Source organism: Streptomyces sp. NPDC005752, assembly GCF_040630715.1.
GTDB lineage: Bacteria > Actinomycetota > Actinomycetes > Streptomycetales > Streptomycetaceae > Streptomyces.
On sequence record NZ_JBEXYB010000063.1, the window covers coordinates 1 to 17,657 of the forward strand.

The following is a 17,657-nucleotide window of genomic DNA, read 5'->3' on the forward strand; positions in this document are numbered from 1 at the left end:
TTTTACCAGTCGGGGGACTTGTTTGGGTGCGGCGGGTGGCGACCGTCGGACGGCGCGGGCGGGGGGCGCGGGGGCGGCCCCGGACCGTTTCCACGGTCCGGGGCCCCACACGTACACGCGTCGTCGTGCGTCAGAACTCGGAGTTACGGGCCGCCTCCGCTGCCCGGGCGCTCTGCTCAGCCTTGCGGGCCTTCTCGGCCTGCTCCTCCGCCTCCATCTCGGCGAAGACGTCGATGGGCGGCGGCGCCTTGGCGAGGAAGACCCAGGTCAGATACACCGCGAGCAGGAACGGCGGGATCTTGAGTGCAACCAGCACCCACCCGAGCTGGGCGGTGTCGGCCCACCAGTACAGCGGGAAGAGGATCGCGCACTTGGCGAGGAGGATGAACCCCCAGGCGTAACTGGCCTTGGCGTACGCCTTCTTGCGGCCGGGGTTCCTGGTGCGCCAGGAGAGGTTCTCCTTGAAGACCGGGCCGAGGATGAGTCCGATCAGCGGCACGCCCGCGAGGGTCGTGACCAGATACGCGGAGGCCAGACCGAGCGTGTAGAGCATGCCCGGCAGGTAGAAGTCCTTGGCGTTGCCCGTCATCTTCGCGAAGAGCACACCGAACCCGACTCCGAAGACGCCGCTGAAGGCGTGCTTGACGGTGTCCTTACGGATCAGCCGCACGACGACGAGCGCCAGGGAGACCGCCAGAGCAGCGACGGCCGACGCCGTCAGGTTCTTGTTGATGGTGAAGACCGTGACGAAGAGCAGCCCGGGAAGGACTGTCTCCACCATGCCGCGCACGCCGCCGAAGGCCTCGAAGAGCGCGGCTTCCGTGACCGCCTTCGCGTCGGCGTCCTGCTGGTCGGTGCGGTGGGGCTGGTCCGTTTCGGACGTCGGCTTGTCGAGAGACGTCACCGGCTACTCCTTGCCGAGTGGTCGGAGTTCGTATTTGGGGTTGAACAGCACCCGGCGCCCGTGACTCATGGCCACGCGACCCGACGCGATGAGCTTGCGGCCGGGCTCGATGCCGACGATGGAACGCCGGCCCAGCCAGACCACGTCGAGCGGCGCGGTGCCGTCGAAGAGCTCGGCCTCCAGGGCGGGCACTCCGGCGCGCGGACGCAGGGTGACGGTCCGCAAGGTACCAGTGACCTTGACGATCTGGCGGTCCGTGCACTCGGAGATGCGCGTGCACCCCGACGCGTGTGTGTCCTCCTGCAGTTCCTCGGACTCGAGGTCCTCCTGGGAGGTGGACAAGCGGTCGAGCATGCGACGGAAGCGGCCGGACGGCCTCTCCGCCCTGCCTGCCTTCTCGGATCGGGGAACAGCGCTCATACCCGAAGGGTACCGGTCTCCTGTGGTAGGGGCTGGCCCGGACGGACTCACCCGAACGAGTGAGCCGGTGACGGGCCGGGTCACTCCTGGAGGGGCCGTCCCCGCTCGAAGCGATAGCCCATGCCCGGCTCGGTCACGAAGTGCCGGGGGTGCGAGGGGTCCGCCTCCAGCTTGCGGCGCAGCTGCGCCATGTAGACCCGCAGGTAGTTGGTCTCGGTGCCGTACGAGGGGCCCCAGACCTCCTGGAGCAGCTGCTTCTGGCTGACGAGCCGCCCGTCGTTGCGGACGAGGACCTCGAGCAGGTGCCACTCGGTCGGTGTCAGCCGCACGTCGCGGCCCTCCCTGTGGACCTTCTTGGCCGCGAGGTCCACGGTGAATCCGCCGGCCTCGACGATCACCGATCCGTCGCCGCCGCCGTCCTGGCCGACCGGTTCCGCCCGGCGCACGGCGGCGCGCAGCCGGGCCAGCAGCTCGTCCATGCCGAAGGGCTTGGTGACGTAGTCGTCGGCCCCCGCGTCCAGGGCCTCGACCTTCTCGTCGGAGGTGTGGCGGGCGGAGAGCACGAGGATCGGCACCCGGGTCCACCCGCGCAGCCCCTTGATCACCTCGACGCCGTCCATGTCCGGCAGTCCGAGGTCGAGGACGACGACGTCGGGGTGGCGCGCCGCGGCGAGCTGCAGGGCGGTCGCCCCGTCGGGCGCCGCGTCCACCTCGTACCTGCGCGCCTTCAGGTTGATCACGAGGGCGCGTACGATCTGCGGCTCGTCGTCGACCACGAGGACCCGGGTCATCGCGGACCTGCCTTTCCGGAATACGTGTACGGGGTGGGGGCGAACCCCTGGGACCTCATGAGGTGATGCGGGCGGGCGGTACGGGGCCGGCCCGCACCTGGCCCGGCGCGGCGGTGAGCGTGAGGACCATGGTGAGCCCGCCGCCGGGGGTGTCCTCGGCGTCCAGCGTGCCGCCCATGGACTCCACGAACCCTCGGGCCACGGCGAGTCCGAGGCCGACTCCGGCGCCGCGCGGGGCGTCGCCGTACCGCTGGAAGGGCTCGAATATGCGTTCCTTGGCCTCGTCCGGGACCCCGCGGCCCCGGTCGGCCACCCGCAGCTCGACGCGTTCCCCCAGGGAGCTGGCGGCGACGGTGACGCGGTCCCGGCCGGGGCTGTACTTGACGGCGTTCTCGACGATGTTGGCCACGGCACGCTCCAGGAGCCCCGGGTCCACGGCGACCATGGGAAGCGTCTCGGGGATGTCCAGGTCGACGCTGCCCTCGGGTACACCGCCGAGCGCCATCGGGACGACCTCGTCCAGGTCGAGCTCGCGGATCAGCGGGGTGACCGTGCCGGTCTGCAGGCGTGACATGTCGAGGAGATTGCCGACGAGGTGGTCCAGGCGGTCGGCGCCGTCCTCGATGGCCGCGAGGAGCTCCGCCTCGTCCTCGTCGGACCAGGAGACGTCATCGGAGCGCAGGGAGCTCACGGCGGCCTTGATCGCGGCCAGAGGGGTACGCAGGTCGTGGCTGACGGCGGCGAGCAGCGCGGTCCTGATGCGGTTGCCCTCGGCGAGCCGCCTGGCCGCCTCCGCCTCCCCCACCAGGCGCTGCCGGTCGAGCACCACCACGGCCTGGGCGGCGAAGGCGCCGAGGACCCGGCGGTCCTCCGCGGGCAGCACGCGGCCGGAGAGGGCCAGTGCCATGTGGTCACCGACGGGCATGTCCACATCCGCGTCGTCGGGCCGGGCGACCGGTGCGGGTCCGACGGATCCGGCGCAGGTCCAGGGGTCCACGTCGCTCTGCCGTTCCAGGAGGGCGACGGACTCCATGGCGAACGTCTCGCGCACCCGGCCCAGCAGTGCGTCGAGGGCGGTCTCGCCCCGCAGGACGCTCCCGGCGAGGGTGGAGAGGATTTCCGACTCGGCGCGCAGCCTGGCCGCCTGGTGGGTTCGGCGGGCTGCGAGGTCGACCACGGAGGCGACCGCTACCGCCACCGCGAAGAAGATCACGATGGCGACGAAGTTCTCCGGGTCCTGCACGGTCAGGGTGTGTGTGGGCGGGGTGAACCAGTAGTTCAGGAGCAGGGAGCCCACCGCCGCCGACGCGAGCGCGGGGGCCAGGCCGCCGAGGAGGGCGGCGGCAACGGTCAGGAAGAGGAAGAGCAGGACGTCGTTGGCGAGCCCCGGCCCGTTCTCCAGGCCGTGCAGGAGCAGGGACAGGAGAGCGGGTCCGCCGACGCCGGCCAGCCAGCCCGAGACGATCCGGGTGCGGCTGAGCCGGGCTCCCCGTGCGATGGGCAGCCCCCGCCCCTTGGCGACCTCCTCGTGCGTGACGATGTGGACGTCGAGGTCGGGGCCGGACTCGCGGGCGACGGTGGCGCCCACCCCGGGGCCGTAGATGTACTGCCAGGTCTTGCGGCGGCTGGAGCCGAGGACGATCTGGGTGGCGTTGACACCACGGGCGAAGGCGAGGAGCGCGGAGGGTATGTCGTCGCCGATGACGTGGTGGAAGGTGCCGCCGAGATCCTCGACGAGCGTGCGCTGGACCGCGAGCTCCTTGGGTGAGGCGGAGGTGAGTCCGTCGCTGCGCGCGATGTACACGGCGAGGATCTCGCTTCCCGATCCCTTCGCGGCCATCCGGGAGGCGCGGCGGATGAGCGTGCGGCCCTCGGGGCCTCCGGTCAGTCCGACGACGATGCGCTCACGGGCCTGCCAGGGGACGCTGATGTCGTGTTCGCCCCGGTACTGCTGGAGGTATTCGTCGACCCGGTCGGCGACCCACAGGAGCGCGAGTTCGCGCAGGGCGGTGAGGTTGCCGGGGCGGAAGTAGTTGGACAGGGCGGCGTCCACCCTGTCGGACTGGTAGATGTTGCCGTGGGCCATGCGGCGGCGCAGCGCCTGGGGCGACATGTCGACCAGCTCGACCTGGTCGGCACGGCGCGCGACCTCGTCGGGGATGGTCTCCTGCTGCCGCACCCCGGTTATCGACTCCACGACGTCGCCGAGGGACTCCAGGTGCTGGATGTTGACGGTGGACACCACGTCGATGCCCGCCTTGAGGAGTTCCTCGACGTCCTGCCAGCGCTTGGCGTTGCGTGAGCCGGGCACGTTGGTGTGCGCGAGTTCGTCCACGAGCGCGACGGCCGGCGCCCGTTCCAGGACGGCGTCGACGTCCATCTCCGCGAAGACACCCGAGCGGTACTCGATGTCGCGGCGCCGGATCTGTTCCAGGCCGTGCAGCAGCACCTCGGTGCGTGGCCGGCCGTGGTGCTCCACGAAGGCGACGACGCAGTCCGTGCCCCGCTCCACCCGGCGGTGGGCCTCGGACAGCATCGCGTGCGTCTTGCCGACGCCGGGTGCCGCACCCAGGTAGATCCGAAGCTTGCCGCGTGCCATGGCCCCATCGTCTTCTCTGAACAGGCCCCCGCGGATACGGGAGCCTGTGTCGAAGTTACCCCGAGAATTTCCGGCATATGGGGTCAGGGTCGGACGTGGGGACCGTTTTGACGGGACTCTGATACGCCATTGACGGGACTCTGATGCGCTGCCGCCGGGCCGGGGACCGCGTCGGGAAAGGCCGGTGGGCCGCACCCCTCGGGGGTGCGGCCCACCGGCCGGAACGGACTGGGGTGCGGTCAGCGCACCTCGGTGATCTCGGGGCCGCGCTGGAGCTGGCCCATGCCGCCGGAGAACTTCGAACTCTCCTGGTCCTCCTGCTGCACGCCCTCCGGCACCATCTGGGCGTCGTCGGGAAGCTTGAGGACGATCGGGTCGCGCGGGGCCATGGGGCCGTCACCGCGGACGACCACGGTGTCCCGGAAGATCGTCTCCAGCAGACCGGCGGCCTCCGGCTGCACCGCGCCCTGGCCGGAGATCACTCCGCGCAGGAACCAGCGCGGGCCGTCGACTCCGACGAAGCGCACCAGCTGTACGCCGTTCTTGCCGTCCGGAAGCTGTACGGGGACCTGGGCGCGCAGTTCCCAGCCCAGCGGGCCTTCGACCTCGTCGATGATCCCGCCCTGCTGCGTGATGCCCGAGGCGATCTCGTCGCGCACCTCGCCCCAGATGCCCTCCTTCTTGGGGGCTGCGAAGGCCTGCAGCTGCACCGCGCTGTCGCGCAGCACGACGGTGGCCGCGACGATCGCGTCACCGGCGACCTCCACGCGGAGCTCCATGCCCTCGACCCCGGGCACGAAGATGCCGCCCAGGTCCACCCGGCCCTCGCCGGGCTGGGAGACCTCGGAGATGTCCCACGGCCCGTCCGGGCGGGGAGCCGGCGGAAGGTTGGTGCGGCGCGAGGAGCCCTCGGCCCCGGTCTCGTCGAGCTCGTCGGCGACCTGCTCGGCCTCGCGCGCTTCGTCCGCCGTGTCCTCGGCGGAACCACTGTTCTTGCGACGTCCGAACACGTCAACGTCCTTCCCGGTCGGGTACGACCGAAGCGTAGCTGTTCCCACCCTGGTTGTTACCGCCCGTGACACCGTCCACGGCGGCGTGACCGCCTGTGGATCCGAGGCCCCCCTCGGCCCGCGCCGAGCCGGGGAGCTCCGTCACCTCGTGGAAGCGCACCTTCTCGACCTGCTGGACGACCAGTTGGGCAATCCGGTCGAACCGTTCGAACCTCACGGTCTCGCGTGGGTCGAGATTGACCACGATGACCTTGATCTCTCCACGGTACCCGGCATCGACCGTCCCCGGGGCGTTCACGAGGGCCAGTCCGCAGCGGGCCGCGAGCCCCGAACGGGGGTGCACGAAGGCGGCGTAGCCGTCGGGCAGCGCGATCGACACCCCGGTGGGGAGGACCGCCCGTTCGCCCGGGGCGAGCTCGGCGGCCTCGGTGGTGACCAGGTCGGCGCCGGCGTCGCCCGGGTGTCCGTAGCCGGGGATCGGCACGTCCGGGTCGATCCGGCGGATGAGTACGTCGACGGGGTGGCGCATCAGGGGTTCACCTCGAAGGCACGGGCACGCCGGATCTGGTCCGGGTCGGACATCGCGGCCCGGATCTCCTCCGGCCGTCCGTTGTCGATGAAGTGCTCCACCTTGACCTCGATGAACAGGGCTTCGGCACGGACCGCCACGGGCCCCTCCGGGCCACCGGTCCGCCCCGTCGCACGGCAGTAGATCTTCCGGCCGTGGACGGCGGTGACCTCGGCCTCCAGGAAGAGCACCGTGTCCACCGGCACCGGCAGGACGTAGTCGGTCTCCAGCCGGCCGGTCACCGCGATGACCCGCAGCAGCCAGCTCAGCGCGCCGAGCGTCTCGTCCATCGCCGTGGCCAGGACACCGCCGTGGGCCAGTCCCGGGGCGCCCTGGTGGGCGGGCTTCACCGTGAACTCCGCAGTGACGCTCACGCCTTCTCCGGCCGTCGCCTGGAGGTGCAGTCCGTGCGGCTGTCCGCCACCGCAGCCGAAACAGTGTTCGTAGTGGGAGCCGAGGAGCGCCCCGGGAGCGGGGGCGTCGGGATGGCGGACGGGCCTCACCGCGTCGGCGGGGGGTGTCAGACGTGCAGATGTTCCACTCACAGGCGCAGACCTTACCCGCGCGGCCGGCCGGGGGCCGCGCCGTGCCAAGCTTGCTTTCATGCAGCCTTCCGCACCTCCCTTCGACGAACGTCTCACAGCGCCCCGTTCGTGGTGGTTCATCGCGTTCGGTATCGGCGTCGCGTGCGCGCTGATGTTCCTGCCGCTCGGCCTCCTGCCGATGCTCGGCGCCCTGGTCGCGGGTACGGCCGCGGCGTGCGCGGGTGTGAGCTCGTACGGCTCCGCGCGGATCCGTGTCGTGGCGGGTGCACTCGTCGCGGGTGACGCGCGGATCCCGCTGGAGGCGCTCGGCGACGCCGAGGTGCTGGACGGGGAGGAGGCGCGTGCCTGGCGCTCGTACAAGGCGGATCCCCGCGCGTTCATGCTGCTGCGCAGCTACGTCACGACGGCGGTGCGGGTGAAGGTCACGGATCCGGCCGATCCGACGCCCTACGTCTATCTGTCGACCCGGGAGCCGCAGGCCCTGGTGGCCGCCCTCGCGCCCGTACCGGCCTGACGGTCTACCCCTCAGCGGCCGGGGTCGTCCAGGCCCTCGGGCAGCTCGGCGACGGGCTCCGCCGGCTTTTCCAGCGGGGGGAGCTCGGGGAGACGGTCCCAGGGGATCTGCTGGCGCCGCAGGTCGTTCCTGACCCGGTCGGCGAGCTTTCTGGTGTCCCTCCGGTTCATCAGCGCGCCGATGGCGGCGCCGATCATGAACGGGATGAGGTTCGGCAGGTCGCGCACGGTGCGCTTCATGATCTGCTGGCGCAATTCGCGCTTCATCTGCCCGCCCAGCGCCGCGTTGAGCGTCGTGGGGCGTGAGACGTCGATGCCGCGTTCCTCCGTCCATGACGTCAGATACGCGGTGCTGCGCTGGCCGAGGTTGCCGGGGGGACGCCGGCCGTAGACCTCGTGGAGCTCGGCGACGAGCTTGAGCTCGACCGTGGCCACTCCGGTGATCTCGGCTGCCAGCTCGGCGAGCATGGCGGGGGGTACGGGCATCATCGCCGCCGCCCCGATACCCGCGCCGACGGTCGCCGTGGCGTTGCAGGCGCCCGCGACGAGTTTGTCTGCGAGCTCTTCGGGGCCGAGGCCGGGGAACTGCCTGCGCAGGGTGGCGAGATCCCGCACGGGGACCCGGGGAGCGGTGTCGATGATGCGGTCGGCCACCAGGCCGACTGCGGCCGCGGCGCTCTCCGTGCTCCTGCGTACGCCTCGTCTCAGTGTGTGCAGGCGGCCGGAGCCCTCGGGAGGCTGTGCCGGTCCGTCCTGCCCGGGTCCGGGTGGCTGGTCGGCCGCCCCTACCGCTTCGAGCGAGGCCGGGCGGCCCCGCTCGTCGTCAGGTGTGCTGGTGCTGCCGGGAGAGGCAGGCAGGGCGGCCTGGTGCTCGGCAGCGGGGCTCTCGCCCTCTGCCGGGCCTGCGCCGCCCTGATGTGCCTCCGACGACTTCGTGCGCCGCAAGCGCCGCTTCCGGAACGGTGTGTCGCCTGCCACGGCCGGCCTGCCTCAGTCGCAGTCGCGGCAGATGGGCTGGCCGTTCTTCTCGCGCGCCAGCTGACTCCTGTGGTGCACCAGGAAGCAGCTCATGCAGGTGAACTCATCGGCCTGCTTGGGCAGGACGCGCACGGCCAGCTCTTCGTTGGACAGGTCTGCTCCGGGCAGCTCCAGTCCCTCTGCCGCGTCGAACTCGTCCACGTCGACGGCGGATGCCGTCTTGTCGCTCCGACGAGCCTTGAGCTCTTCGAGGCTGTCCTGGTCCACGTCGTCGTCGGTCTTGCGTGGGGTGTCGTAATCCGTTGCCATGTCGCTCTCCCCCTCATGGGTGTCTGCGGTGTCTCAGCGCACGTAACGCGTGAGAGGCCGGACTTGTGCCCGACCTGAGGCGGAGATTTTGCCTCACATCAAGGTCTGTTACTCAATCGACACCCAACCGGATCTCTCGCGAGCGATCAGCTTGGGTGGCGATGGGGACCGTACACGGTCCGATTGCTGCTGTTCACGGGCGCCACCCCGTGTACTTCCCGTGATATCACCCCCCGGAAACCCGGACGTTTCCAGGCTTTCGGGGAGAGATGCGATCACGGAGAGTAGAAGGACCCGAAATCGCTTCTGTGATCGATCACACAGGGATGAAGCGAGCACGAGGGCCTGAAATTCCGCCCAAAGCGAACAGAGGGATCCAATACGGCTTCACACCGCGAAGCCTCTCAGACCGGAAGGGTGACACGCATCACGAGACCACCGCCCTCGCGGGGCTCCGCGATGATACGGCCTCCGTGCGCCCTCGCGACGGATCGCGCGATCGACAGGCCGAGCCCCACCCCCTTGTCGCTGCCGGTCCGCTCCGTGCGCAGCCGCCTGAACGGCTCGAAGAGGTTGTCGATCTCGTAGGCGGGCACGACGGGCCCCGTGTTCGAGACCACCAGGAGCGCCTGCCCGTGCTGGAGCTCGGTGGTGACCTCCACCCAGCCGTCCCGCTCCACGTTGTAGCGCACGGCGTTCTGCACGAGGTTCAGCGCGATGCGCTCCAGCAGGACGCCGTTGCCCTGGACCACGGCCCGGGCACGCTCGCCGCGGACCTCGACCTCCCTCGTGGACGCCTCGGTCCTGGTCTGGTCGATGGCGCGGTCGGCGACCTCGGCCAGGTCCACGGGCTTGCGTTCGACGATCTGGTTGTCGCTGCGGGCGAGCAGGAGAAGCCCTTCGACCAGCTGCTCGCTGCGCTCGTTCGTCGCCAGGAGCGTCTTGCCCAGTTGGTGCAGCTCCGGTGAGGCCTCCGGGTCGGAGAGGTGGACCTCCAGGAGGGTGCGGTTGATCGCGAGGGGGGTGCGCAGTTCGTGGGAGGCGTTGCCCACGAACCGCTGCTGGGCGGTGAACGCCCTCTCCAGGCGGTCCAGCATCTCGTCGAAGGTGTCCGCGAGCTCCTTGAGCTCGTCGTCCGGGCCGTCCAGCTCGATGCGACGGGTCAGGTCCGTGCCGGCCACCCTGCGGGCGGTGCGGGTGATCCGGCCCAGCGGGGACAGGACACGGCCTGCCATGGCGTAGCCGAACGCGAAGGCGATGATGCTGAGGCCCACCAGGGCCAGCAGCGCCCTGTTCAGCAGGCTGTCGAGGGCGTGCTGGCGCTGCGCCGCCGTGCACTCCTTGATCGCGTCGTTGAGCTGGCTGTTGTTCAGTGCGGAGCCGAGCTGCGGGCACATGTCGCTGGAGATCTGCACGTTGGTGCCCTTGACCTGGAACTCCAGGCCCCCCGCGTCGTGCAGGGCCTGGGCAGCCAGCATGTAGATGATCGAGAGCAGCAGGATGCCCGCGATCAGGAACATCCCGCCGTAGAGCAGCGTGAGCCGTATCCGGATGGTCGGACGCAGCCACGGGTAGGGGGCCTCCTGCTGCTTGGGCTCCCAGGTCGGCTTCGGAGGCGTCGCGACAGGGCCCGGGGAGGCTGCCATCACGCCCTCAGATCCGGTATCCGGAACCGGGGACGGTGACGATGACGGGTGGCTCACCGAGCTTGCGGCGCAGAGTCATGACCGTCACCCGCACCACGTTGGTGAACGGGTCGGTGTTCTCGTCCCATGCCTTCTCCAGCAACTGCTCGGCCGAGACGACCGCGCCCTCGCTGCGCATCAGGACCTCCAGAACGGCGAACTCCTTGGGGGCCAGCTGGATCTCCTGCCCGTCCCGGAAGACCTCGCGGCGGTTGGGGTCGAGCTTGATGCCGGCCCGCTCCAGCACGGGCGGCAGGGCGACCGTGGTACGGCGCCCCAGGGCGCGCACCCGCGCCGTCAGCTCGCTGAAGGCGAAGGGCTTGGGCAGATAGTCGTCCGCGCCGAGCTCCAGGCCCTCGACCCGGTCGCTGACGTCACCGGACGCGGTGAGCATCAGCACCCGGGTGGGCATGCCGAGCTCGACGATCTTGCGGCAGACGTCGTCCCCGTGGACCAGCGGGAGGTCCCGGTCCAGCACGACGACGTCGTAGTCGTTGACGCCGACGCGCTCCAGGGCCGCCGCTCCGTCGTAGACGACGTCGACGGCCATGGCCTCCCGGCGCAGCCCGGTGGCCACCGCATCGGCGAGCAGCTGCTCGTCCTCGACGACGAGTACGCGCACGGCGCAGTCCTTCCCTAGATCTCCGAAAAACGACGAGCGGCCCTCGTTCCGGCCGCTCGCCGCACGTCAGCGGCACCGACTGTGCGCGTCCATCCTGCCCGCAACGCGCATAAACCGGCGGTAAGACGACGCGGTGCGGAGGACCGCTCCGGGGAATACATCGGATTTCCGGGCCAGTTGAGGTTTCTCGCGGGCCCGCGACGGGGAGGACGCTCTCACACCCCGCGATCACGCCCTGCATGTGGCGTGCCACAGCCCGTCCTGCTTCCAGAGGGGCTGCGTGATCACCCGCGCTCCGGCCCACGTGCCGGAGGACCACCGGGCACACCCCCGTGCCACCGACCCACGATGAGGGGGCGCTCCATGGACGCTTTCACCGCAGGCCTGCTGCAACGCATCAAGACCACCGAGTCCGACCTCACGAGGGCTCGCGAGACGGGCGACGACTTCCTCGCGGACGTCGAGCAGGGAGAGCTGGACGACCTGCACCGCCTCGCCGCCGAACACGGAGTGGAAATCAGCGCCACAAGCGTCTGAGCCGCCACGAGAGGGCCCCGGGAGCCTTGACGGCTCTCCGGGGCCCTCTTCGCGTGCCCGACGGCTCCCCGGGCTTCACAGCGGGCTCAGGCAGGCACTTGTCAGTCGTGCCAGGCGCCCAGTTCCTCGAGGAGTGCCTGCAGCGGCTCGAAGACTCCCGGGGTGGCCGCGACCGTCAGGTCACCGTCCGCGGGCCGACCGGGCCGTCCCCCGGTGAGGGCACCGGCCTCCCGGGCGATGAGGTCGCCCGCCGCCACGTCCCACGGGTGCAGTCCACGCTCGTAGTAGCCGTCGAGGCGACCCGCCGCGACGTCGCAGAGCTCGATGGCAGCCGATCCCCCGCGCCGGATGTCGCGCAGCCGTGGAATCAGCCGCTGAGCCACGGCCGCCTGATGGCTGCGTACCTCGGTGACGTAGTTGAAGCCGGTCGCCACCAGGGCCTGGTCGAGGGGGGCCGTGGGCCGGCACGTCAGCGCGTCCCCGTTCCCGTACGCTCCGCCGCCGAGCACCGCGTGGAACGTCTCGCGCCGCATCGGGGCCTCGACCACACCGACGACGCGCTCGCCGTCACGCTCGGCGGCGATGGAGACGGACCAGGTCGGGAGGCCGTAGAGGTAGTTCACCGTGCCGTCGAGCGGGTCGATGACCCATCGGACACCGCTGCTGCCCTCGACGCTGGCGCCCTCCTCGCCGAGGAAACCGTCCGTGGGGCGGCGCTCGGAGAGATAGCCGGTGATCAGCTTCTCCGCCCGGATGTCCATCTCGGTGACGACGTCGATCGGGCTGGACTTCGTCGCGGCGACCCCGAGGTCGGCGGGGCGGCCGTCGCGCAGCAGCGCGCCGGCCCTGCGGGCCGCCTCCAGGGCGAGGTCGAGCAGTTCGGACAGGAGGGGGTCGGTCACAACGCTCCAGAGGTGGTGTCGCGGGGACGGGACGGGTGTACCGGCCCCGCGGCGGCGGGAGGTGCCTGCGGACTAGAACGGGCTGTCGGCACCGGCGGCGGCGGGCTTGGGCACCCGCGCGGGGCAGCAGCCCACCGGACAGAGCTCGTGGGAGGGGCCGAGTGAACCCAGGGCACACGGCGCGACCGGCCGGCCCTGCTCGGCGGCGGCGCGCTCCAGGACGAGTTCGCGCACGGCCGCCGCGAAGCGGGGATCCGCGCCCACCGTCGCGGAGCGGCGCACCGGCAGACCGAGCTCGGCGGCCTTCGCGGCGGCCTCCGTGTCGAGGTCGTACAGCACCTCCATGTGGTCCGAGACGAAGCCGATGGGGGCCATGACGACCGCCGGGACACCGTCGCCGTGGAGGGACCCCAGGTGGTCGCAGATGTCGGGCTCCAGCCACGGGATGTGCGGGGCACCGCTGCGCGACTGGTAGACGAGCTGCCACGGGTGGTCGACGCCGGTCTCCTCGCGCACCGCCTCGGTGATCAGCCGGGCGACGTCAAGGTGCTCGGCCACGTAGGAGCCGCCGTCGCCGTGGGTCCCGGCCGGCCCGGAGGTGTCGGCCGCGGCGGTCGGGATGGAGTGTGTGGTGAACGCGAGGTGCGCCCCCGCCCTGACCTCGTCGGGGAGACCGGCGAGCGACGCCAGCACGCCGTCCACCATGGGCCGCACGAACCCGGGGTGGTTGAAGTAGTGCCGCAACTTGTCCACCCGGGGCACCGGGAGCCCTTCCGCCTCCAGGACGGCCAGCGACTCCGCCAGGTTCTCGCGGTACTGGCGGCAGCCGGAGTACGAGGCGTACGCGCTGGTGGCGAGCACGGCGATGCGGCGGTGTCCGTCCGTGATCATCTCGCGGAGGGTGTCGGTGAGGTACGGGGCCCAGTTCCGGTTGCCCCAGTACACCGGCAGCTCGAGGCCGTGCTCCGCGAAGTCCCGGCGCAGCGCGTCCAGCAGCGCCCTGTTCTGCGCGTTGATCGGGCTGACACCGCCGAAGAGGAAGTAGTGCTTCCCGACCTCCTTGAGCCGTTCTTCGGGGATGCCACGGCCACGCGTGACGTTCGACAGGAACGGGACCACGTCGTCGGGGCCTTCGGGGCCGCCGAAGGACAGCAGCAGGAGAGCGTCGTAGGGAGCGGGATCACGCAGATCGGACATGCACCCGATCCTGCCACCCGCCACCGACAGTCCCGCAACCGCCGTCGGCGGGTCGTCGCGGGTGCGGACGCCGACGACGGCCTCACCCGCGGCGCCTCGGACGCTCGCGGTGAGGTCGTAAGCTGTGTCGGCCCCCGCACACCTGTCAGGTTCTCCCGGAGTTCCCCCTTGCCCAGCCCCTACCGCGCCATCTTCTCCGCCCCCGGAAGCCGGGAGTTCTCGGCGGCCGGATTTCTCGGCCGGATGCCGCTGTCCATGATGGGGATCGGCGTGGTGACGATGATCTCCCAGCTCACCGGCCGTTACGGACTGGCGGGTGCGCTCTCCGCGACGCTCGCCATGGCGGCGGCCGTCATGGGCCCTCAGGTCTCGCGGATGGTCGACCGGTACGGGCAGCGCCGCGTGCTGCGGCCCGTCACGCTGTTGGCGGCCACCGCGGTCGCCGGACTGCTGGTCTGCGCGCAGCAGGGGCTGCCCGACTGGACCCTGTTCGTCTTCGCCGCGGGCGCCGGCTGCGTCCCGAGTGTGGGGTCGATGGTCCGGGCGCGCTGGGCCGAGATCTACCGGGATTCCGGGCGCCCGCTGCACACCGCGTACGCGTGGGAGTCGATCGTCGACGAGGTGTGCTTCATCTTCGGGCCCATCGTCTCCATCGGCCTGTCCACCGCCTGGTTCCCGGAGGCCGGCCCCCTGCTGGCCGGCCTGTTCCTGGTGGCCGGTGTCTTCTGGCTGACGTCCCAGCGGGCCACGGAGCCCCGGCCGCACCCGAAGGAGCACCACACCGGCGGCTCGGCGCTGCGTTCGTCCGGGCTCCGGGTGCTGGTGGTCACCTTCGTCGCCACCGGGGCGATCTTCGGGGCGGTGGACGTGGTGACGGTCGCCTTCGCCGAGGAGCGCGGCCACAAGGCGGCGGCGAGCCTCGTGCTCGCGGTCTACGCCCTGGGGTCGTGCCTCGCCGGAGCGGTCTTCGGCCTGCTGCACCTGCGGGGGAAGCCGTCCACCAGGTGGCTGGCCGGGGTATGCGCGATGGCCTTGAGTATGATCCCCCTCCAACTGGCCGGGAGCCTGCCGTTCCTGGCCGTGGCGCTCTTTGTCGCGGGCCTCGCCATCGCACCGACGATGGTCACCACGATGGCCCTCGTCGAACGGCACGTGCCACGTACCCAGCTCACCGAGGGCATGACCTGGACCAGCACCGGACTGGCGGTCGGAGTGGCGCTCGGCTCCTCTGCCGCAGGCTGGGTGGTCGACGCCTCGGGGGCCGGGGCGGGGTACGCGGTGCCCGCCGTCGCGGGAGCGCTCGCGGCCGCGGTGGCGCTCCTGGGGTATCGCCGGCTCTCGGAGCCGGTTCCTACGGGAGGGCGCGGGGAACATGACAGACACCTACGCACGGACGGCGAGCACGTGGCGTAACTGGGCGGGCAACGTCACCGCCCGGCCGACGCGCGTGGAATCCCCCGCGTCGGTCGACGAGCTCGCCGAGGTGCTGCGCCGTGCGTCCGGGGACGGCCTGACGGTCAAGCCCGTCGGCACCGGTCACTCGTTCACCGCGACCGCGGCCACCGACGGGGTCCTCATACGCCCGGACCTGCTCACCGGTATCCGCGACGTCGACCGTACGGCGATGACCGTCACGGTCGAGGCCGGCACCCCGCTGAAGCGCCTGAACGCCGCGCTCGCCCGTGAGGGGCTCTCGCTCACCAACATGGGCGACATCATGGAGCAGACGGTCGCCGGGGCCATCTCCACGGGAACCCACGGCACGGGCCGCGACTCGGCGTCGGTCTCGGCGCAGATCCGTGCGCTGGAGCTGGTCACGGCCGGCGGCACGGTGCTGCGGTGCTCGGCCGACGAGCACCCGGACGTCTTCGCGGCGGCCAGGATCGGGCTGGGGGCCCTCGGAGTGGTCACCGCGGTCACCTTCGCGGTGGAACCGGTCTTCCTGCTGACGGCCCGCGAGGAGCCGATGACCTTCGACCGGGTCACGGCCGATTTCGACCAGCTGGTCACGGAGAACGAACACTTCGAGTTCTACTGGTTCCCCCACACAGGCAACTGCAACACCAAGCGCAACAACCGGAGCGCGGGCCCCGCCGCTCCGCCCGGGCGGGTGAGCGGCTGGATCGAGGACGAACTCCTCTCCAACGGGATGTTCCAGGCCGCCTGTTCGCTCGGCAGGGCGGTCCCGGGGGCCATTCCCTCCATCGCCAGGATCTCCAGCCGCGCCCTGTCGGCCCGTACGTACACCGACATCCCGTACAAGGTGTTCACCAGCCCCAGGCGGGTGCGCTTCGTCGAGATGGAATACGCCCTGCCGCGCGAGGCGGCGGTCGGGGCCCTGCGCGAGCTCAAGGCGATGGTGGAGCGATCGCCGCTGCGGATCAGCTTCCCGGTGGAGGTCCGCACGGCGCCCGCCGACGACATCACACTCTCCACGGCCTCCGGCCGGGAGACGGCGTACATCGCGGTGCACCTGTACCGGGGGACGCCCTACCACTCGTACTTCACCGCCGTCGAGCGGATCATGACCGGGTACGACGGGCGCCCGCACTGGGGCAAGATCCACACCCGGGACTCCGGCTACCTGGCCAGGGCCTACCCGCGGTTCGGCGAGTTCACGGCCGTACGCGACCGGCTCGACCCCGGCCGGCTGTTCGCCAACGGCTATCTGCGCCGCGTGCTCGGGGACTGAGGCCGTGGGGGCGGCCGGGCCGGATCACCGCTCCGCGTCCGCCCCGGCTCCGCCCTGCTGCTCCGGTTCGGCCTCGGCACCGGTCGGGTCCGGCGCGGCCGGCGCGGTGCCGTCGTCGCCCGGTGCGGCCGGGGTGGTGGCCTCCGGCGTCGGGGTCCCGCCGGACTCCGGGGGCGAGGGGGCGGGGTCCCCCGTGGAGCCGTCACCGCCGGAGGGATCGGGCTGGGCGCTGCCGTCCTCACCCGCGTCCGTGCCGGGCGTCGTCGTGCTCCCGCCGCCCGGCGTGCTCCCGTCGTCTCGCTGGTCCGCGCCGCCCTCCTGGCCCGTGCCGTCCGAGGGCGAGGGCGTAGTCGTCCCGCTGTGGTGCTCGCCACGCACGACGGAGCCGATGGTCGTCCGGCCGTCGCTCCCCAGCCCGTGGCCGGAGACCATTTCGTACACCGTGATGCCGGCCATCGACAGGACGAAGACCCCGGTGGCCGCGAGGACCGACCGCTTCCAGCCACGGACACGGGTGCCGTGCGTGCGGGCGTCGGAGTAGTCGGAGCGGGAGTCGTCCGTGAACGTCTCGTCGTGGCCAGGGGCATCCCGGGTCGCCTCTCGGAGGGCCCGGACCACCCCGCGCGTCCCACCGGGCTCCGCCTCGCCCGGCCGGAGCTGCCGCAGCGGAGTCGTACGGTCCGCGTCGGCCGCCACCGTGCGCAGCACCCTCGTCGCGTCGTCCTCCCCATGCCGCCCCGCGGGGGACGTCTCCCGCGTGCGCACGGTGATCTGACGGCCCGCCGGGTGCTTCACCTGGACGGTGACCTCGCGGATCTGCTCCCCGGTGCGGCGGAAGAAGTGCTGGAAGACCGAACCCCCGCACGTGGCCACCACACTCATCACGCCCGCCCCGGCGATGGTTCCGTACACGCCGAGCTGTGAGGCCATCACCGCCGCCGCGACCGCCGCGACGGCACTGCCCGCGACCTGCGGAAGGCTCAGATCTATGCGCCTTCCCTCGCGGTCCGCATCAATCTGCGGCTTCTGAACCATGATCAGCCCCTGCTCGACAACTACCCCACCTTGCACAAAGAAGAGACATTTGGGCGAATCAGATAGTTCCGATTCAGGAGATTTTGTGAAGCAGCACACGCATCGAGGGCATATCGCGAACAACTGGGTAACCCAACTCCCGTGTCCGGTGAGAACTTCGGCGGCGCGCCGGTCCACCCCGGTGGCCCGAATGGAGTACTGTGGCGAGCCCTGGGGCCGGACCCCCACACGGGTATCCGGGACCTTCGGGAGGGGGCCGGAGACGGCACCCGAACCGGCGGCGCCGCGGCATCGCACGGGCGCCTGCTACATGGAGCGACCACCTGGTCGCTCCGCGTCGCACACAGGTG

The 17,657-nt window shown here is 71.2% G+C and carries 18 protein-coding genes; 4 read left to right on the forward strand and 14 right to left on the reverse strand.

Annotation, left to right across the window (positions count from 1 at the left end; all coding sequences use genetic code 11):
- Positions 1 to 130: 130 nt before the first annotated feature.
- From ABZ441_RS32330 to ABZ441_RS32360, 7 genes are all read right to left on the reverse strand, one after another.
- Positions 131 to 904: a DUF3159 domain-containing protein gene (locus ABZ441_RS32330; RefSeq protein ID WP_358980766.1), complete on the reverse strand. Its 774-nt coding sequence runs from the start codon at positions 902 to 904 to the stop codon at positions 131 to 133.
- 3 nt (positions 905 to 907) lie between these two features.
- The gene (locus ABZ441_RS32335; RefSeq protein WP_205021559.1) at positions 908 to 1,324 is read right to left on the reverse strand and encodes an OB-fold nucleic acid binding domain-containing protein; all 417 of its coding nucleotides are present in this window, start codon (positions 1,322 to 1,324) and stop codon (positions 908 to 910) included.
- An 80-nt stretch (positions 1,325 to 1,404) separates the two neighbouring features.
- Positions 1,405 to 2,115, reverse strand: a complete 711-nt coding sequence (locus ABZ441_RS32340) for a response regulator (RefSeq protein ID WP_358980768.1) — start codon at positions 2,113 to 2,115, stop codon at positions 1,405 to 1,407.
- A 55-nt stretch (positions 2,116 to 2,170) separates the two neighbouring features.
- Positions 2,171 to 4,714 carry a sensor histidine kinase KdpD gene (locus tag ABZ441_RS32345; RefSeq protein WP_358980770.1) on the reverse strand — a complete coding sequence of 848 codons (2,544 nt, stop codon included), beginning with the start codon at positions 4,712 to 4,714 and terminating at the stop codon, positions 2,171 to 2,173.
- 239 nt (positions 4,715 to 4,953) lie between these two features.
- The gene (locus ABZ441_RS32350; RefSeq protein ID WP_358980772.1) at positions 4,954 to 5,724 is read right to left on the reverse strand and encodes a DUF3710 domain-containing protein; all 771 of its coding nucleotides are present in this window, start codon (positions 5,722 to 5,724) and stop codon (positions 4,954 to 4,956) included.
- A gap of 1 nt (position 5,725) precedes the next feature.
- The gene (gene dut / locus ABZ441_RS32355) at positions 5,726 to 6,253 is read right to left on the reverse strand and encodes a dUTP diphosphatase (protein WP_358980774.1); all 528 of its coding nucleotides are present in this window, start codon (positions 6,251 to 6,253) and stop codon (positions 5,726 to 5,728) included.
- The gene (locus ABZ441_RS32360) at positions 6,253 to 6,837 is read right to left on the reverse strand and encodes a PaaI family thioesterase (RefSeq protein ID WP_358980776.1); all 585 of its coding nucleotides are present in this window, start codon (positions 6,835 to 6,837) and stop codon (positions 6,253 to 6,255) included. Before ABZ441_RS32360 ends, dut begins: the two co-directional genes overlap by 1 nt.
- Positions 6,838 to 6,895: 58 nt before the next feature.
- Between ABZ441_RS32360 and ABZ441_RS32365 the strand changes: the two genes are divergently transcribed.
- A complete protein-coding gene (locus tag ABZ441_RS32365) occupies positions 6,896 to 7,351 on the forward strand; it encodes a DUF3093 domain-containing protein (RefSeq protein WP_358980778.1) in 456 nt (151 codons plus the stop codon).
- 11 nt (positions 7,352 to 7,362) lie between these two features.
- Here ABZ441_RS32365 and ABZ441_RS32370 read toward each other — a convergent pair whose 3' ends face one another.
- The 4 genes from ABZ441_RS32370 to ABZ441_RS32385 all read right to left on the reverse strand — a co-directional run bounded on the left by ABZ441_RS32370 (position 7,363) and on the right by ABZ441_RS32385 (position 10,944).
- A complete protein-coding gene (locus ABZ441_RS32370; protein ID WP_358980780.1) occupies positions 7,363 to 8,328 on the reverse strand; it encodes a hypothetical protein in 966 nt (321 codons plus the stop codon).
- A gap of 12 nt (positions 8,329 to 8,340) precedes the next feature.
- The gene (locus ABZ441_RS32375; RefSeq protein ID WP_003965732.1) at positions 8,341 to 8,637 is read right to left on the reverse strand and encodes a DUF4193 domain-containing protein; all 297 of its coding nucleotides are present in this window, start codon (positions 8,635 to 8,637) and stop codon (positions 8,341 to 8,343) included.
- Positions 8,638 to 9,041: 404 nt separating this feature from the next.
- On the reverse strand, positions 9,042 to 10,283 hold the full coding sequence (locus ABZ441_RS32380) for an ATP-binding protein (RefSeq protein WP_358980782.1): 1,242 nt from the start codon (positions 10,281 to 10,283) through the stop codon (positions 9,042 to 9,044).
- A gap of 7 nt (positions 10,284 to 10,290) precedes the next feature.
- Positions 10,291 to 10,944, reverse strand: a complete 654-nt coding sequence (locus ABZ441_RS32385) for a response regulator transcription factor (protein WP_358980784.1) — start codon at positions 10,942 to 10,944, stop codon at positions 10,291 to 10,293.
- A 363-nt stretch (positions 10,945 to 11,307) separates the two neighbouring features.
- Between ABZ441_RS32385 and ABZ441_RS32390 the strand changes: the two genes are divergently transcribed.
- Positions 11,308 to 11,481 carry a hypothetical protein gene (locus tag ABZ441_RS32390; protein WP_167359495.1) on the forward strand — a complete coding sequence of 58 codons (174 nt, stop codon included), beginning with the start codon at positions 11,308 to 11,310 and terminating at the stop codon, positions 11,479 to 11,481.
- Between the two features lie 101 nt (positions 11,482 to 11,582).
- On the opposite strand, the gene ABZ441_RS32395 is transcribed toward ABZ441_RS32390, so the two are convergent.
- Positions 11,583 to 12,383: an inositol monophosphatase family protein gene (locus ABZ441_RS32395; RefSeq protein ID WP_358980787.1), complete on the reverse strand. Its 801-nt coding sequence runs from the start codon at positions 12,381 to 12,383 to the stop codon at positions 11,583 to 11,585.
- Between the two features lie 72 nt (positions 12,384 to 12,455).
- The gene (locus ABZ441_RS32400) at positions 12,456 to 13,580 is read right to left on the reverse strand and encodes a ferrochelatase (protein WP_358980789.1); all 1,125 of its coding nucleotides are present in this window, start codon (positions 13,578 to 13,580) and stop codon (positions 12,456 to 12,458) included.
- A gap of 168 nt (positions 13,581 to 13,748) precedes the next feature.
- Between ABZ441_RS32400 and ABZ441_RS32405 the strand changes: the two genes are divergently transcribed.
- Both ABZ441_RS32405 and ABZ441_RS32410 read left to right on the forward strand, forming a co-directional pair.
- Positions 13,749 to 14,993 carry an MFS transporter gene (locus ABZ441_RS32405; protein ID WP_358980791.1) on the forward strand — a complete coding sequence of 415 codons (1,245 nt, stop codon included), beginning with the start codon at positions 13,749 to 13,751 and terminating at the stop codon, positions 14,991 to 14,993.
- The gene (locus tag ABZ441_RS32410) at positions 14,953 to 16,272 is read left to right on the forward strand and encodes a D-arabinono-1,4-lactone oxidase (RefSeq protein WP_358980793.1); all 1,320 of its coding nucleotides are present in this window, start codon (positions 14,953 to 14,955) and stop codon (positions 16,270 to 16,272) included. Before ABZ441_RS32405 ends, ABZ441_RS32410 begins: the two co-directional genes overlap by 41 nt.
- Positions 16,273 to 16,296: 24 nt before the next feature.
- Here the strand turns inward: ABZ441_RS32410 and ABZ441_RS32415 are convergent, their stop codons facing one another.
- Entirely contained in the window at positions 16,297 to 17,307 is a 1,011-nt protein-coding gene (locus ABZ441_RS32415; protein ID WP_358980795.1) for a hypothetical protein, read from the reverse strand.
- Positions 17,308 to 17,657 lie beyond the last annotated feature (350 nt).

Excerpts from the sequence above, each read along its gene's own strand:
- ABZ441_RS32335 (WP_205021559.1), bottom strand. The coding sequence starts at position 1,324 with ATGAGCGCTGTTCCCCGATCCGAGAAGGCAGGCAGGGCGGAGAGGCCG.
- ABZ441_RS32340 (WP_358980768.1), bottom strand. The coding sequence starts at position 2,115 with ATGACCCGGGTCCTCGTGGTCGACGACGAGCCGCAGATCGTACGCGCC.
- ABZ441_RS32345 (WP_358980770.1), bottom strand. The coding sequence starts at position 4,714 with ATGGCACGCGGCAAGCTTCGGATCTACCTGGGTGCGGCACCCGGCGTC.
- dut (WP_358980774.1), bottom strand. The coding sequence starts at position 6,253 with ATGCGCCACCCCGTCGACGTACTCATCCGCCGGATCGACCCGGACGTG.
- ABZ441_RS32365 (WP_358980778.1), top strand. The coding sequence starts at position 6,896 with ATGCAGCCTTCCGCACCTCCCTTCGACGAACGTCTCACAGCGCCCCGT.
- ABZ441_RS32375 (WP_003965732.1), bottom strand. The coding sequence starts at position 8,637 with ATGGCAACGGATTACGACACCCCACGCAAGACCGACGACGACGTGGAC.
- ABZ441_RS32380 (WP_358980782.1), bottom strand. The coding sequence starts at position 10,283 with ATGGCAGCCTCCCCGGGCCCTGTCGCGACGCCTCCGAAGCCGACCTGG.
- ABZ441_RS32390 (WP_167359495.1), top strand. The coding sequence starts at position 11,308 with ATGGACGCTTTCACCGCAGGCCTGCTGCAACGCATCAAGACCACCGAG.
- ABZ441_RS32400 (WP_358980789.1), bottom strand. The coding sequence starts at position 13,580 with ATGTCCGATCTGCGTGATCCCGCTCCCTACGACGCTCTCCTGCTGCTG.
- ABZ441_RS32410 (WP_358980793.1), top strand. The coding sequence starts at position 14,953 with ATGACAGACACCTACGCACGGACGGCGAGCACGTGGCGTAACTGGGCG.
- ABZ441_RS32415 (WP_358980795.1), bottom strand. The coding sequence starts at position 17,307 with ATGGTTCAGAAGCCGCAGATTGATGCGGACCGCGAGGGAAGGCGCATA.